The sequence below is a fragment of the Sediminibacter sp. Hel_I_10 genome, from assembly GCF_000688335.1.
GTDB lineage: Bacteria > Bacteroidota > Bacteroidia > Flavobacteriales > Flavobacteriaceae > Psychroserpens.
Window position 1 is genome coordinate 788,845 of record NZ_JHZX01000001.1, and the last position, 14,790, is coordinate 803,634.

At 34.2% G+C, this 14,790-nt stretch carries 15 protein-coding genes; 5 read left to right on the forward strand and 10 right to left on the reverse strand.

The features are described from left to right. Positions 1-24: 24 nt before the first annotated feature. The 8 genes from P176_RS19920 to P176_RS0103575 all read right to left on the reverse strand — a co-directional run bounded on the left by P176_RS19920 (position 25) and on the right by P176_RS0103575 (position 4,866). Entirely contained in the window at positions 25-480 is a 456-nt protein-coding gene (locus P176_RS19920; RefSeq protein ID WP_081820664.1) for a DUF2231 domain-containing protein, read from the reverse strand. A gap of 43 nt (positions 481-523) precedes the next feature. After that, positions 524-904 (reverse strand): hypothetical protein, encoded by a 381-nt coding sequence (locus tag P176_RS0103550; RefSeq protein WP_026753413.1) that lies wholly within the window; start codon positions 902-904, stop codon positions 524-526. A gap of 109 nt (positions 905-1,013) precedes the next feature. Beyond that, on the reverse strand, positions 1,014-1,502 hold the full coding sequence (locus tag P176_RS0103555; RefSeq protein ID WP_231481175.1) for an OsmC family protein: 489 nt from the start codon (positions 1,500-1,502) through the stop codon (positions 1,014-1,016). Then, entirely contained in the window at positions 1,492-1,701 is a 210-nt protein-coding gene (locus tag P176_RS0103560; protein WP_026753415.1) for a DUF2892 domain-containing protein, read from the reverse strand. Before P176_RS0103560 ends, P176_RS0103555 begins: the two co-directional genes overlap by 11 nt. 120 nt (positions 1,702-1,821) lie before the next feature. Next, entirely contained in the window at positions 1,822-2,880 is a 1,059-nt protein-coding gene (locus tag P176_RS18910) for a hypothetical protein (RefSeq protein ID WP_231481177.1), read from the reverse strand. Continuing rightward, the gene (locus tag P176_RS20655; RefSeq protein ID WP_231481179.1) at positions 2,871-3,101 is read right to left on the reverse strand and encodes a hypothetical protein; all 231 of its coding nucleotides are present in this window, start codon (positions 3,099-3,101) and stop codon (positions 2,871-2,873) included. The genes P176_RS18910 and P176_RS20655 overlap by 10 nt, the downstream gene beginning before the upstream one ends. Before the next feature lie 40 nt (positions 3,102-3,141). Then, positions 3,142-3,732, reverse strand: a complete 591-nt coding sequence (locus P176_RS0103570) for a YceI family protein (RefSeq protein ID WP_026753416.1) — start codon at positions 3,730-3,732, stop codon at positions 3,142-3,144. 30 nt (positions 3,733-3,762) lie between these two features. Further along, the gene (locus P176_RS0103575) at positions 3,763-4,866 is read right to left on the reverse strand and encodes a zinc-dependent alcohol dehydrogenase family protein (RefSeq protein ID WP_231481181.1); all 1,104 of its coding nucleotides are present in this window, start codon (positions 4,864-4,866) and stop codon (positions 3,763-3,765) included. An 840-nt stretch (positions 4,867-5,706) separates the two neighbouring features. Between P176_RS0103575 and P176_RS0103585 the strand changes: the two genes are divergently transcribed. The 4 genes from P176_RS0103585 (at position 5,707) to P176_RS0103600 (ending at position 10,763) form a co-directional block, all read left to right on the forward strand. Then, positions 5,707-6,090 carry a cupin domain-containing protein gene (locus tag P176_RS0103585; RefSeq protein WP_231481182.1) on the forward strand — a complete coding sequence of 128 codons (384 nt, stop codon included), beginning with the start codon at positions 5,707-5,709 and terminating at the stop codon, positions 6,088-6,090. A gap of 231 nt (positions 6,091-6,321) precedes the next feature. Then, positions 6,322-6,882, forward strand: coding sequence for an AraC family transcriptional regulator (locus P176_RS0103590; RefSeq protein WP_026753419.1), 561 nt, complete (start codon positions 6,322-6,324; stop codon positions 6,880-6,882). 481 nt (positions 6,883-7,363) lie between these two features. Beyond that, positions 7,364-10,345, forward strand: coding sequence for a PAS domain-containing sensor histidine kinase (locus tag P176_RS0103595; protein WP_026753420.1), 2,982 nt, complete (start codon positions 7,364-7,366; stop codon positions 10,343-10,345). 10 nt (positions 10,346-10,355) lie between these two features. Continuing rightward, positions 10,356-10,763, forward strand: a complete 408-nt coding sequence (locus P176_RS0103600) for a response regulator (protein ID WP_026753421.1) — start codon at positions 10,356-10,358, stop codon at positions 10,761-10,763. 117 nt (positions 10,764-10,880) lie between these two features. On the opposite strand, the gene P176_RS19925 is transcribed toward P176_RS0103600, so the two are convergent. Both P176_RS19925 and P176_RS19930 read right to left on the reverse strand, forming a co-directional pair. Beyond that, complete coding sequence (locus P176_RS19925; RefSeq protein WP_051605385.1) at positions 10,881-11,597, reverse strand: hypothetical protein; 717 nt, start codon at positions 11,595-11,597, stop codon at positions 10,881-10,883. 166 nt (positions 11,598-11,763) lie between these two features. Next, positions 11,764-12,648, reverse strand: coding sequence for a hypothetical protein (locus P176_RS19930; RefSeq protein ID WP_051605386.1), 885 nt, complete (start codon positions 12,646-12,648; stop codon positions 11,764-11,766). 413 nt (positions 12,649-13,061) lie between these two features. Between P176_RS19930 and P176_RS0103615 the strand changes: the two genes are divergently transcribed. Beyond that, positions 13,062-14,660: a T9SS type A sorting domain-containing protein gene (locus tag P176_RS0103615; protein WP_026753422.1), complete on the forward strand. Its 1,599-nt coding sequence runs from the start codon at positions 13,062-13,064 to the stop codon at positions 14,658-14,660. Positions 14,661-14,790: the final 130 nt, after the last annotated feature.

The window sequence follows — 14,790 nt, forward strand, 5'->3', positions numbered from 1 at the left end:
TATTTTATTGATCTCATTCTAAAGTTATTCTTCAAAATCTGGCAGAGTCAATTCTATCCCAGCACCATGTTTAAAAACTAATTCTCCTCCCAAGTAGCCTGTTCTAGCTACAGAGATGACCAAGCCTGCAAACAATAAAAAACTTGCCCATTGCAGCCATTTTTTTTGATAATTAAAATAATACATTGCAACTCTTAAAATCGCTGTTAGTATTGCAAGCCATAGTGTTATAAGAGCAGCTTCTTCATGTGTTTCTAGAGGAGCTTGCAGCATACCATCGGTCATTCCGTCACCAGCATAGCTACCACTTATAAACGCCGCTATAGCACCAACCGCACCAATAAGTAGCAGATATAATGCAACGTTCTTGAAAAATGATTTTTTAGTGAGTAGCGCCATAAGTTCTGATAGAAACCCCACAAACAATAAAGCTATCGGAAAGTGAATAAGCATGGCATGAAGGTGTGGTGCTGTGATCATAATGATATGGTTTTATGGATATTATTATAGAGCATTACGTGACCTATGATTGCCCGAAATGATTTTTTACAAAGGCAACCTGCTGGTTGTCCGTCATCTTATCAGCAGATTGAACAACAACATTGATATCCTTAAAATGTGAATCTTTATTTAAATAGTTGTTTAGCTCTACATTGGCATTTGTTGGACCGAATAACAGCACTTGATTATAATTTAAAATTTGGTCTGCTATGTCTTTATAATAAGCTTCCTGCAGCTGCTGTCTTTTATTGTGCATGCCTTTTTCACTTCTATTGAGCGCTTCTTCTTTGGTATCAAACGTAAATTTTGAAGTTATAGAATGACTCTTTTTTTTAGAGTTCAAGTCAATTAAATTGGCTGAAGAATGATCCATCCAAATGCCTAATTGTTTTTGTGTTTCCATTGTATTTTTAGTTTTTATGTAAGCGTATTTTTTTAGAATTATATTACTGTATGATCTCCCACCACCTCACTTACTGCCATATCCTAATGTGGAATTTTGACTCCAAGCATTAAGTAGATTTGTTTTCAATTAAAAGAGGTGCGACCTCTATTGTGATTTCCATCGTAATTTTCGCCTTAATTGAATTGGTAATTAAACAGGCATGCTCTGCTTTTTTCAAAATGCGCATGGCCTTATCTGTATAAGTCATATTAGAGATAACAACAGTAGGTTTGAGAAGCACCTCACTCATCATAAATCTACCGTCAACCTTCTCCAAAACTCCTACGGCTTTACAGCTAAAACTCGAGAATTCTAGGCTGGAGTTTTCTGCAATGGCCAAAAATGTCGTCATTAAACAACCACTAACGGCTGCCACAAACAAATGCTCTGGAGACCAAATACCTTCCATTCCCTGAGGAAATTCTGGTGGTGTGGCCACTTCAATACAGATGCCGTTCTTTTTATTTAGTTCTGGAGAGCACAAAATGCCTTTACGCTTGCTTTCCCAATTAATGTCTACATTATACTTGTGTGATTCCATAGCTTTAGTGTTCATTTGTTTTGTCTGTATTGATTCCAAAAGGGAGGTAAAGTGGGCAAATACGAACGAGACTGGTTAAAAGAAGTACTCCCGAAATTGCTAATAATAGGATAGCAAAAACACCCGTAATTACATTTGTGACGTATAAAACCGGAGCGATTGTGGCTATCACCACTCTAATAATTCGGTCTGGTAATCCCATATTTTTTTTCATGTGCTTGTGATTTTATTCTTAAAGGAATTTTAGCTTACTCTCCACCGACTCTATTAAAACAGAAAGAACAACTAGTAATTGAAATACCATCTTACCTATTGCTCTTTCTGATTTTATAATTTAAAAGCTAATTGCTGCTTCTACATTAAAGCCATCAAACTGTGCTCCTGCAAATCGTCCTCCCCAAGCATTTCCTGTATATTCTTGATTGACGTATTCTAACTTCATCACAATATTTTTAGAGAGGAACCAGCCTCCTCCAATATTAAATCGATTGATTTCTAGATCATCACTAGCACTTTCAACCGTTTTTCCTGTGACTGTATTATATCTTCCTACGACATAAAAACGTTCACTTTCGCCAAAACGATAAACCAGTTCTGCTGCTAATTGCGTAAAAGAACCTTCTGTATCTGCTGTAGGAGCTTGGGTTTCATTATTTCCTGAAGCCAATTCATAAATCCCGAAGAACTCTAGCCCTTTAAACTTTACAAAAGGATTGATTTGGATAGCGGTCAATTTTTTGAAACGAGGGTTGTATCTGCCCTCAAACTCCCCGCCTTGTGTGTTTCCATCAACGTCAGGTTGTGTGTGCATCACATTATAGTATCTTGAGCCTGCACGATCACCTCCATAAAGCCAAGTTCCTGAGGTTGTACCTTGATTGGTGTATACCGATCCTGTTAATCTTACCCTTAGATCTTCTTTTAATTGTTTATCAAACCCCAATTTTCCGTAGAAAGAAGGCTTATTATCGGTTTGATCGGTAACCACGACTTTTTGATTGAGTTTACCATTAGTAAGCCCTACAACGGCTAACCATCCATTGTTTTGAAGCGTGACTTCACCAAATGCTTCTGTAGAAAAGGCGTCCATAATATAGTTTCCTACAAACGGATTAAAAATAGCTCTAGCATTATCGGTTCTTCGGAAATGTGAATCCCCATAATTAAATTCGTCTAGACCAATAGTAATTGTAGTGTATTGCATGATCCCTTCTAAAAACCCTGGTTTTATAAAATCGAGTTTATCCATTTGGATATGACCTCCTTTTACCCAAGTCTCTTCGTGGTGTTGTGATGAGAGATAGGCTCTTAAGTGCATTCTCACACCATCTATAAGCTGTACATCAAGATTTAGGTTAGCCGACGGAAGGTTAAAATCTGAACCTAAGTCCACAAGGTTTTTAGCGTCATTACTTTGATTAATACCTTGAAACTGCATGGCAAAATCCCCCCCACTCTAACTTTAACACCTTCAAATGGAATCGTGTCGTTTTTGGACGTTTCGAATACATTTAAACCGTTTTGGTCATTAGGTCTAAAATACTGTAGCTTTTGTTGTTGTGCCGTTATCCCTAAAGTAAACAGACACACTGTAATAATCAGAACTTTTTTCATGATGAATTTATTAATTGGTTTGGATAAAATTTTTATACTATTAGTTGATGTAGGTTACCGCAAAATTCAGTGTAGTCGCGTCTCCTGTTTTCATAAGCCCCATCATAAAAGACGGTGGCTCCACATTATAATCTGTCATCTTTAATTCATAAGCGCCTTTGCAAGTCACCGTATGATTATTATTAACAACGAGATGAATATCTATATCTACGTTTTTTGTAACGCCAGCTACAGTCAACAAGCCATTTGTTTCAAGAAGATAACCTCCACTTTCTGGAGAAACGTTAGAATTGGACATTACGTAATGAATCGATTTAAACTCATCTGTTTTTAAGGCCTTGTACGCATTTTTGTCAAGCCCCTTATTATCACTTTTTAAATCTGTAACTATCAAATTGAAGGTTAGTGATTTCAAAGACTCTAATTCACTTTCATCTCCCGACTTAAATGTAAATTGTGCCTCTCCTGTAGCGGTAACAGCATCCATCTCCCAATCGTGAAATGTTGATGTACCATTGAGTTTCATATCGATAGTTTCATTCTTTTGAATTTTGTATAAACTCTGTGCATTACCGATATTGCTGTATGTAATCATGCTGATAAGCAAAAAACCTGCGATTGTTGTTTTCATTTTTGAAATTTTTTAATTTTAGTGTTGGTATTAATTAGTAAGGATTATTTTCAAGGCTTTCTCTTTTGCCGCATTACCAAACACTTCATAAGCTTTGATGATTTCATCTAACTTAAAGTGGTGGGTTATTAATTTTTCTGGATTGATTTTTCCTGAAGTCACCGTTTTTAAGAGCATTGGGGTGGTGTTGGTATTCACCAGACCCATGGTGATGGTGATGTTTTTAATCCAGAGATCCTGAATTTTCAAATCAACACTTTTTCCGTGGACACCAATATTTGCCACATGACCTCCAGGGCGTACAATTTGTTGACAGATATCAAAAGTAGCAGAGGCTCCTGCCGCTTCTATGGCGACATCAACACCATCTGCCGATTCTGAAAGGATCTTTTGAATGGCATCTTCAGTTCCTGAATTTATGGTATCTGTCGCTCCCCATTTTTTGGCCAATTTTAGCCGATTTTCATCCAGATCTATCATATAGATTTTGGCTGGAGAGTAAAACTGCGCTGTTAGCAAAGCAGACATCCCTATTGGACCCGCTCCTACAATTGCTATGGTATCTCCTGGTTTTACGCAGCCATTGATAACCCCGATTTCATGACCTGTTGGCAAAATATCGCTTAACATTACTAAAGCTTCATCATCCATTTCTTTTGGAGCAGCGTAAAGGCTATTATCTGCATGTGGAATACATACATACTCTGCTTGTGTGCCATTTATAAGATTACCAAGGATCCAACCGCCATCTTTACAATGGCCATACATTTGTTTTTTACAATACTCACAAGTGCCACAAGCAGTAATGCAAGAAATGATAACACGATCTCCTTTTTTAAAATTATGAACGCCCTCACCTACTTCTTCTACAACCCCTACACCTTCATGACCAAGAGTAGTTCCTGGTTTTACACTAGGCGTTTTGCCGTGTAGAATACCTAAGTCTGTTCCACAAATGGTCGTCTTGATTATTTTAACCAAAGCATCGGTTGACTTTTTAATCTCAGGCATGGGCACCTCCTTAAAGGCAATTTTACCTGGACCATCATACACAAGACCTTTCATGCTTTTTTGATGCTTTTTAGAAATACCGTTTGACTGTTCTTTTTTAATAGGAGTGGTTGTAGTTGCCATCTGTTTTGATATTTTAGACTGTGAATATTACTATTGTAAAGGTGACTTAGTAATGCAGTAAAAGCATTACACATTGAGGGAGCAGGTTTACATATATCACAGATTCAAAATTCTCAGCAATGATTTTGCTAATTGCCCATTGAACTAGGACGCATTTTTTTGAGCGTTGATGATCAAATCGTAGTTAAGGTTTCTAAAGAAGAAAACATAAAACGCATACCATCTCTATTGAAGAATAGATGAGCCATCTGTAAGTTGTGTAAACATATATGCTAGTTATGTAAGGTCATAGGTATTATAAAAATCAACTTTGTGATGCTATCATTAAGTAGCAAATAATAGATGTGCGATGGACCTGAAGAAAAAAACAAACAATCATAAAAAAAGTCATGAATCTAGAGGGAACGATCTCAAGAAGAAAGATGGCTTCAGCAATAAAAATTCAGAGAACAAAAAGGGACATTCATTTAAAACTAAAAATTAAACACGCTCTCAGTCCTTTTTATTTTTTTCATAAACCATAGAAATAATTAATCATATGATCATAACTATATCATTCAAATCTGTGATTTATGTAAATGCAAACTGAACTTATGTAACGTTATCTATTACAATTTCATGAGATTCGCTTTTGCTATTAGTCAGTTCATTCTTGGGAGAAATCCAGACACATTTTGTTTTTGGTAAAAAAAAGCAGACTTACAAGTCTGCTTTTCTTTTAAACTATGACATCCTGATGAGAATTTGTAATACAACAAGGATCTATAACTTTTAGATCACAATCGATATAGTTAACAATCAAATTAAAAATATGCCGATCGAACAAAAGACCTTATATCAATGAAAACGAGACTAGCTTCAAAAATTAAACCGATGGAATATTTAGAACAAGAAAAAAGTAAAACCTTTATCATTTTGGAAATCATTGAATACATTCCTAATGCAGTAGTCATAAAAACCATTATCAAAAAAACCACGGGCAACGTCACTGTTTCCTCTTTTGATTCTGGAGAAGCGTTGGCAGAAAGGACCTCACCTTTTGATACATTTATTCAGGTAATTGACGGTAAAGCAGAGGTTGTTATTGATGGTAGGTCAAACGTATTAGATACAGGAGCAGCAATAATTATTCCTGCACATTCCAGTAATATCATCAAAGCAACTACAAGATTCAAAATCATTTCAACAGTTATCAAAAGCGGTTATGAAGAGGTCTCTATTTGAATGACGTTCAAATCAAATTCTACAAAAAAACAGACTTATAAAAACCATCATAAGGGCTTTGTTGAATTAATGGCGTAACTTCAAAAGATTATCAAGACCTTTTTTTTTAAGGTCGCATCCTCTATTCCCAATTTAAAGCGTCAAGAAAAAAATCAAATCCCATAACATATTACCAATTAGACATTAGATCATGAACCTAAATATTTTAGCGTCTTCATTAATAAAACATATATGAAGTTATACATCAAGTATATGGTCAGTCTAAGGTGTAAGCTCATGGTAAAATCTGAATTGGAAAAATTAGGCCTTCATTATATTAATATTGAGTTGGGTCTGGTAGAAACCAAAGAAACGTTGAACCCAAAACAAGTTGCTGCACTAAAAGCCAATTTAGCAGTCTCGGGATTAGAATTATTAGATGACGAAAAAAGTATTTTAGTAGATAAAATAAAAAATGTCATCATCGAGGTCATCCACTATTCTGATGAAATCCCAAAGGTGAACTACTCGGACTATATAAGTGACAAACTAGGCTATGATTACACCTATTTGTCCAATCTCTTCTCTGAAGTAAAAGGCATCACCATTCAGCATTTTATCATCAATCATAAAATAGAACGCGCCAAAGAGCTAATTCTGTATAATGAACTCAACCTTACCCAAATATCGTATATGCTGCACTATAGTAGTGTTGCCCATTTATCTAATCAATTTAAAAAAGTCACTGGACATACGCCTTCTTTTTATAAAAAAATAGGCAAAAAAAGAAAAGGAAATTTAGAGAATCTGTAGTTACAGTAATTATAGATTCTGCAAGTCACGTTTCTTATGATTGTTGAGTTCAAAAGTAGTCTTATTAAGAAATCTTGATCATAGATTAGAATCTATAAATCTTAATATGTTTCTAAGCTTTATATTACAGCTTATCTGCTGTGAAATTTCTTTAATAATGTCTTCAGCTATTTTTGGAATTCCCACCCTAAATTTATTTTTTAAAAATTGAAAAGAGTCATTTCAACTCAATCTATTTTCCATTCAACTACAGTAATATTACATCTACCGATATTCAAAAAACGTTTTGCGATCTGATTTTAACTTTGTGATATAAATTAAAATATCATGTGTTCAATTCGATTCTCTACATTTTCTATTTATCACATTCACACGTTGCTAAAAGTCTCCTTTTTGTTGAGCATTCATATAATGACCTTCATTATAAAACCAGCGTAGAAAATCTCAAAAAATCTTCTGATAAAGCTTACAATTTAAAATCATGAAACAATTACAAAAATCCATAAAGACCCGATATTTAGTTTTCATAACTACCGCCTTTTTCATAATTGTACTTTTTACCGTAGCCATACAACGTGGCATAAATGATCAATATTCTAATGTGGAAGTCGTTAAAAAGACTGGTGAAATATTGGTTTCATTTCAAAAAATGAATAGAACACTAAATAGTTTAGATACTATTACAGTTGATGATTTACGATCTCAGAGTCTTGAATGGGAAAGAGCACACACCGCTTTGTTTACAAATTCGCTAACCAAAAAAGAGAATCCCAATTTAAACGCCTTGTTGAATTCTATAGATAACACATTTCAAAACATATTAAAAAAAATACATCTCATAATAGAGGATCCTAATAAGACAGAAAACCATTTGCAAGCTATAAATGATTTTGAGATCAAATATATCGACGACATCTCTCTATTTCTTAATCAAAATGAAAGCATTACAAAAAATCACCAAAATGAATTACAATATCTACTTTATATACTCCTTCTTATTTCAACGTCAATTTTAATTCTAGAATTTTTATTTGTGTTGTTGCCTATTTATAAAAAATCATTAGCAAAAAACAGAGAGTTGTACCGAATAAATAACCAATTATTAGCCTCTAGAACCGATATTTCGTTAAAGATGGATGAGGTAAACCGATTGAAAACAAATTTAGAAACTCAGCAAAAGCTCAATAAAATATTTATAGACCAAGCACCTACAGCAATAGCAATGTTAGATAATAACATGCGTTATTTGGCAGTTTCCCAACGTTGGACAAAGGACTACAAAATGGAGGGTCATCAAATTATTGGTAGGTCACATTATGATGTTTTTCCAGAAATTGGACATGATTGGAAAAAAAAGCATCAGGATTGTTTAAATGGTGCCATAGATATATGTGATGAAGCACCGTTTAAAAGAAGTGACGGCACTGTTCAATGGATTTATTGGGACGTTAGACCATGGTACGTTTCCGAAGGAAAAATTGGAGGTCTGTTGATGCATACCGGAGATATCACATCTCAAAAGCAAAGAGAAAAGGAAACGTTAAGAACGGAGAAAATATTAGAAAAAACCAATAAAGTAGCTAGAATCGGGACTTGGGAATTAGATATAGAGAAAGATGAATATTTGCTTAGTGACATCGCTAGTGAGCTATTTAATGTGCCAATAGATTCTAAAATGAATCGTAAAAAAATCAAAAGTCTCTACAAAGAAGGAAAAAGCAGAACGCAAATAACAGAATCAATGAAAACCTGCATTGAAAACGGAACTCCCTTTGATCTTGAATTAGAACTTATAACTAACAACGGTAAAAATATTTGGGTTAGAGAAATTGCGCAGGCAGAATTTATTAACGGAAGATGCAAAAAAGTCTTTGGTATTTTACAAGATATTACCCCTAAAAAACTATACGAAAGAAAACTCTATGAGCTCAATTTCGAGCTTTCAAAAGTAAACAATGAATTGAACACCATTTTGGATGCTGGTCCTATGGCCATTATATCAATAGATAATGAAGGTTTTATCCAACACTTCAACAAAGGAGCTCAGCTATTACTAGGTTATACATCTAACGAAGTTGTAGGCTTAGAGAAACCTGAAATCTATCTTTTAGAAAATGAATTAGACAACTTTAAAAAAAATCTTGCTAAAAAATACAATATAGGTACGTTAGATTTCGACCCAATAACAGAAATCTCCAATAGAAATGATGTTGACTCAAGAGAATGGACTTATGTTAAAAAGGACGGGACAGTAATCCCCGTATATGTTACACTTACCAGCATAAAAAATGAACATGGAAAGCCCGTTGGTTTTTTGAGCGTGGCCGTTGATATTTCTAAATTAAAAAATATTGAAAATGAATTGGTCAATAAAAACAAATTGCTGGTGCGTGCAGAGAAAATTACAAAGATGGGACACTGGCAATGGGATGCTGTAAATGATAAGGTGAAATGGTCAGACAACCTCCATGATATTCTTGGATATGACAAGGATATACTCGATGTTACCAAAGCCACCTACTTCGACTTTGTTCATGAAGAGGATAGAGAAGATCAAATTAATTTACTCGAGCAAATGATAGACCAAAGGAGGTATTTACCAAATACCCATCGCATCAGATCAACCAATAATACAATTAAAACGGTGCTACTGCTAGGCGAAATGATACTAAATGATCAAGGTGAATTAATAGAAATTATAGGCACACTACAAGATATCACAGAGCAAAATGCTGCAAAAGAAAAAATAATACAGGCAAAGAACAATTTAGAAGTTATAGCTACAAAACTTACCAAACAAAATGTACAATTAGCCGACTTTGCTCAAATAGCATCTCACAATCTCAGAGCTCCAGTGAGTAACCTCAATTCGCTGCTCTACATTTATAAATTATCTGATACAGATGATGAGAAAATGATTCTATTTGAAAAATTCGAGTCGGTTATTGGCCACTTAACTACAACCTTAAATAATCTAGTAGAAGCTATTAAGACTAAAAACGACCACGCCACCAATACCAAACATTTAAGCTTCAAATCCATCTTAGAAAAAACAAAAGATATTTTAGCAGGAGAAATCATTGCTTCAAATGCAATCATAAATTATGACTTTAATGAAGCTGAAATTGTTAATTACAATGAAGCTTATTTAGAAAGCATTTTTTTGAATTTAATTGAAAATGCCATTAAGTATAGGTCTAATGATAGAGTTCCTGAGGTACATATTAGCACTTACAAAGATGAAGAAAATAAGATATTGCTTAAGATTCGTGATAATGGGTTGGGCATTAATATGGAACGGCATAGTGAAAAAATATTTGGGCTTAACAAAACCTTTCATGATCATTCAGATGCAAAAGGCGTAGGATTGTTTATGACCAAAACACAGATAGAGGCTATGGGAGGAGAGATATCGGTGAATAGTAATGTAAATATCGGAACAGAATTTTGTATAATTTTTTAACTTAAATCTTATGAACTTTACAAGTAATATTTATGTAATTGATGATGATGAAATACATCAATTCACCATGAAGAAATTACTAAGCATGTTAGGTCTTAGCAATCATGTCACAAAATTTCGAAATGGCGAAGAAGCCATTACTTTTTTAAAGACCCAAACTGAAAACAAAAAGTATCTTCCAGATATTATCTATTTGGATATCAATATGCCTATTATGAATGGATTTGAATTTCTAGAAGAATTTTCAAAATTAAAATCTCGATTAGCTAAGCAAGTGAAAATTTATATGGTCTCTTCTTCCGTTGATGATGTAGATATAAAAAAAGCTATCGAGAACAAAGAGATCGTGTCATATTTGACGAAGCCTATTGATTTGAATGAACTCAAATCTACAATCATCGATACGAAAATTGCTTAAAAATGACCAATAAAAAACGGCGCCGTACTATCTAAATAGTATGGAGCCGTTTTACTGTAATACTGGATGAGATTTTAATAAATCATCTCAACACTAGAACTTAAAGAAACGTTGACATTATAATTTTAATATCCCGATATGAGCTGGACCAGCACTAACCGAACCTTGAGGCGTATTCAACACATATTTAATTTCTACTATATCACCTGCTTGAAATTGATATTGATAGGTTCCTGAGGTTCCCCAATACTCAGTCCCAGTTCCTGGGATAGACACAAAACCTCTAGATAAATAACCTCTTACTTCATCGTTAACCCAAAGTGCCAAAATAAATTTTCTTGTTCCATTTTGTAAACCTGAAGTAGAAAAACTGCCATTGATAATGTAAATTCCCTCTTGCAGTATTTCTATTGTACCGTTACCCGTTACATTAAAAATTTCAGCATTATTCTGTACAATTTGACCAATTCCCAAAGGTAAATTATAATAGTTATTATCCTGAGCTGTTGTTAAACTAGTTCCTCCATTTCTATACATGGTCAAAGATTTTAAAGGCATATTTATGGATACGGTACTCCAAACAGGGACAGCTGTTGTTCCTGTGTTAATTTCTAAGCTATTGACATCAGTGTTAAATACAATTAACCCATTAGCTGGATCTGTTATAGCATCTCGTTCTGTTGCAGTCATTCTAGGTGGCAACAAACCTCCAGTAGTACTGCTAATATCCAGAGCACTTGATGGATCTGGAGCATCAGTGTTAATACCCACTTGGGCAAAACTGCTAGTTGTGGTAATCAATAAAATTGCTGCAAGGCATGTAATTAATCTCATAATAATTTGTATTTAATTTAATTTAATTTAATAATCAGGCAATTAAAGCGAAAAAGAATCAAATATCAAAACTTTACGCTTTATGGCATTATATAGGGCTAAAATGTAAATTTTATTCCTATGAAATAATAAACTCGAGTCCCTCCCGCGAGTTTTAAATAAAAAATTATAGTTTGACTATCCCTATATGAAGTAGATCACCTTGTAAATTATTTGCTCCATTATCAATAAGATATTTGATCTCAACAACATCATTAGCGTTAAACTTAAATTGAAAAGTACCAGAAGCACCAAAATATTCCGAAGTACCAGGTGCTGTTGCAAAACCTCTTGCGAGATAACCAATGCGGGTTCCATTTCTAAATACTCCTAAAATATACTTTCTAGTACCTTGACTCAAATTTTGCACAGAGAGACTAGCACTAATAGAATAGCTCCCATCTTTCAATACTGTAACCTTACCATTATTACTAGGTCCAGATGCAACTGTAAAATAATCAGTATCAATCTCTGTAACTTGCGCTAAACCTAAAGGAAAATTGTAAAAAGTAGATGAACTACCAGAAGATGTAATCGTATTATTAGCTCCTGCAAGATCTCTGTATAATGTAACAACTTTAGAAGACTCAGCTTCACAAACACTTTGCCATCCAGCAGATTTATATTGAAAAAGACAATCTTGCTCTGTATTATAAACTATAGCCCCGAGAGTGGCGGGCGCAAGAGCAGCCATACCAGCGTTATCTACACTTGGTGCAACCACAGGTGCAGTATCATCCACAGTATCCAATGCACGCCATACAGGACTAGCTGGTGTACCAGTATTTATTTCTGCGACCTCAGTATCTGTATTATAAATCACCAAACCATTTACTGGTAAAGTTATAAGATTACGCGTATCCGTATCTAAATTTGGAAGTATCAAACCGCCATTCCCACTTAAATGCAATACACTAGATGCGTCAGGACTATCTGTACCAATCCCTACTTGGCCGTAAGAACTAACTGAAAACAAGAGCATAAGCCCTAAAAAAATTGTAATTGATTTCATAGCTTTAAAAAAATTTATTAATAAGCCACGAAATAACAGTAAAAATGGTTAAAAATCAAACTTTCCTAAAATAATTCATCAGTTTTTTCTTATGTAGACCAACTAAACGTCGGATTTTGAGATGTTTCCTCTGAAACAAAAAAATTCAACTTACTAATAATCAGAAATATACATATTTATCTTATACGAAGACGATATAAAAAACAACTAACTCTCTCACTTTTTAGTTAATTCTGTGAATTTTAAATGCTTTTTTGCTAAAATTTAAACCGAATGAATTATATTTAGACAAAGCACAAATAAATCCGATAAAGTGTATTTTTTTTCAAATAAACAAATTATCTTTCCTATATTTGAGCTTTTAAAAAAATTATGCCGTTTATTGCACAGTTGTGTTTAAAACCTATTTTACAATGAGAAAAATTTATTTTACATGTTTATTAGTTACTGCTGCTTGTATTTCTAGTGCTCAGGAATTAGATAAAACGATAACTGTTAACGGAGGGACCGCAGTTTACGTTGAAGCAGGAACTACAATTTACGCAGATCAAGTCAATTTAAAATCAACATCAGACCGCTTTTCCAGCTTAATGCTGAATGGAGATTTAGCTGTGTCACAATCATCTTTGGAACCAGCAACTTTAGTTAATTATGATCGCTATGTTAATGTTGTTGGAGAAACAGGAGTTCCAGGCGGTAACGATTTAATCTCTATGCCGGTTAAGGCAACGGGAGATGTGACGTTTACTGATTTTTTGGGTTACAGTGCAGATGAAGGCACGACGCCAAATTCAGACATCATTGTAAGCAGTACAACAGATGTGTCCATATATGCTTTTGGCCCTTACAATAACGCTTTAGGATCTTACACAAATTATGACACTGATAATGCACCAATTTTATTGGAAAGAGGACTTGGCTATAGAGCAGCATCCTATTCTGGCCAAACGGTTAGATTCTCTGGAACTGTTTCTACAACTTCTGAAACTGTAGAAATCACTACTGTTGATGGTAATTATTGGAATACCATAGGAAATCCTTATCCTACCTATTTAAATGCTCAAGCTTTTTTGACGGAAAATGCATCTGTCTTAGACCCATACGGGGTTACGCTTTATGGCTACAATAGCACTACAAATTCAGGGCTTGGCACTATTGGAAACTTTACGTATATCAATAGCTCAGTTAATACTAATTTAAATATTGCTCCTGGTCAAGGGTTTTTAATTCCAAACAGTCCAGATGATGCTGTAAACACTCTAACTTTTACTCAAAACATGAGAACCATTGAAGGTACTGATGATTTTATTTTAGGAAGAACTGAAAATCAAAGTCAAATGTTGCGATTAAAAGCGCAACACGACTCCGCTGATTTTGCTACAGAATTTTATTTTAATTCTACATCTACCTTGGGCTTAGATCCTGGCTATGATGCTGCTTTATATAATGGTACTACTTCAAATTTCTTACTTTATTCTCACCTCGTTGAAGATAATATTGGAAAAAGCATGGCCATCCAAAGTTTTGGCAACTCTCAATTAACCGATGTTACCATTCCATTAGGCCTAAAAACAGTACAAGGACAACAAGTTACTTTTAGCATTGAAAATTCTACCTTACCAGAAGATGTTGAAGTATATCTTGAGGATAACTTGACAAACACCTTTACCTTATTAAATTCTGGGGATTACAGCTTTACCGCTAATACAGCGATATCTGGAACAGGACGTTTTTTCTTAAGGATTGGAAACAGCACACTATCTACAATTAATCAAGAGGCAAATAGTTTGGAGTTGTTTGCAAGTGAAAAAACAATCTTTGTAAACGGACGTATTTTACCTAACACTGAAGTTTCTGTCTTTGATATTCAAGGACGATTAGTACTCACTTCTTATTTAGAAGAAGGTTCAGCAAACAACCAAATTGAAGCCTCTAATCTGAACAGTGGGATCTACGTTGTTAAATTGACCAACAACAAGCAGGATCAAACAAAAAAAGTGATCCTTAAATAAAAACATTACTGATTACCATATTATTAAAGACCGCCTTGGGCGGTCTTTTTTTGTCCTTTACAAAAAATCTCAAGTTTTGATTTATGGTTTTAAGTTATTGATTTCCGGTCAATTACTATATCATATTGCT

Bases quoted from the DNA above. Each gene is read 5' to 3' on its own strand.
- P176_RS19920 (WP_081820664.1), bottom strand. From the start codon at position 480: ATGATCACAGCACCACACCTTCATGCCATGCTTATTCACTTTCCGATA.
- P176_RS0103550 (WP_026753413.1), bottom strand. From the start codon at position 904: ATGGAAACACAAAAACAATTAGGCATTTGGATGGATCATTCTTCAGCC.
- P176_RS0103555 (WP_231481175.1), bottom strand. From the start codon at position 1,502: ATGAACACTAAAGCTATGGAATCACACAAGTATAATGTAGACATTAAT.
- P176_RS0103560 (WP_026753415.1), bottom strand. From the start codon at position 1,701: ATGAAAAAAAATATGGGATTACCAGACCGAATTATTAGAGTGGTGATA.
- P176_RS20655 (WP_231481179.1), bottom strand. From the start codon at position 3,101: ATGAAAAAAGTTCTGATTATTACAGTGTGTCTGTTTACTTTAGGGATA.
- P176_RS0103570 (WP_026753416.1), bottom strand. From the start codon at position 3,732: ATGAAAACAACAATCGCAGGTTTTTTGCTTATCAGCATGATTACATAC.
- P176_RS0103575 (WP_231481181.1), bottom strand. From the start codon at position 4,866: ATGGCAACTACAACCACTCCTATTAAAAAAGAACAGTCAAACGGTATT.
- P176_RS0103585 (WP_231481182.1), top strand. From the start codon at position 5,707: ATGAAAACGAGACTAGCTTCAAAAATTAAACCGATGGAATATTTAGAA.
- P176_RS0103590 (WP_026753419.1), top strand. From the start codon at position 6,322: ATGAAGTTATACATCAAGTATATGGTCAGTCTAAGGTGTAAGCTCATG.
- P176_RS0103595 (WP_026753420.1), top strand. From the start codon at position 7,364: ATGAAACAATTACAAAAATCCATAAAGACCCGATATTTAGTTTTCATA.
- P176_RS0103600 (WP_026753421.1), top strand. From the start codon at position 10,356: ATGAACTTTACAAGTAATATTTATGTAATTGATGATGATGAAATACAT.
- P176_RS19925 (WP_051605385.1), bottom strand. From the start codon at position 11,597: ATGAGATTAATTACATGCCTTGCAGCAATTTTATTGATTACCACAACT.
- P176_RS19930 (WP_051605386.1), bottom strand. From the start codon at position 12,648: ATGAAATCAATTACAATTTTTTTAGGGCTTATGCTCTTGTTTTCAGTT.
- P176_RS0103615 (WP_026753422.1), top strand. From the start codon at position 13,062: ATGAGAAAAATTTATTTTACATGTTTATTAGTTACTGCTGCTTGTATT.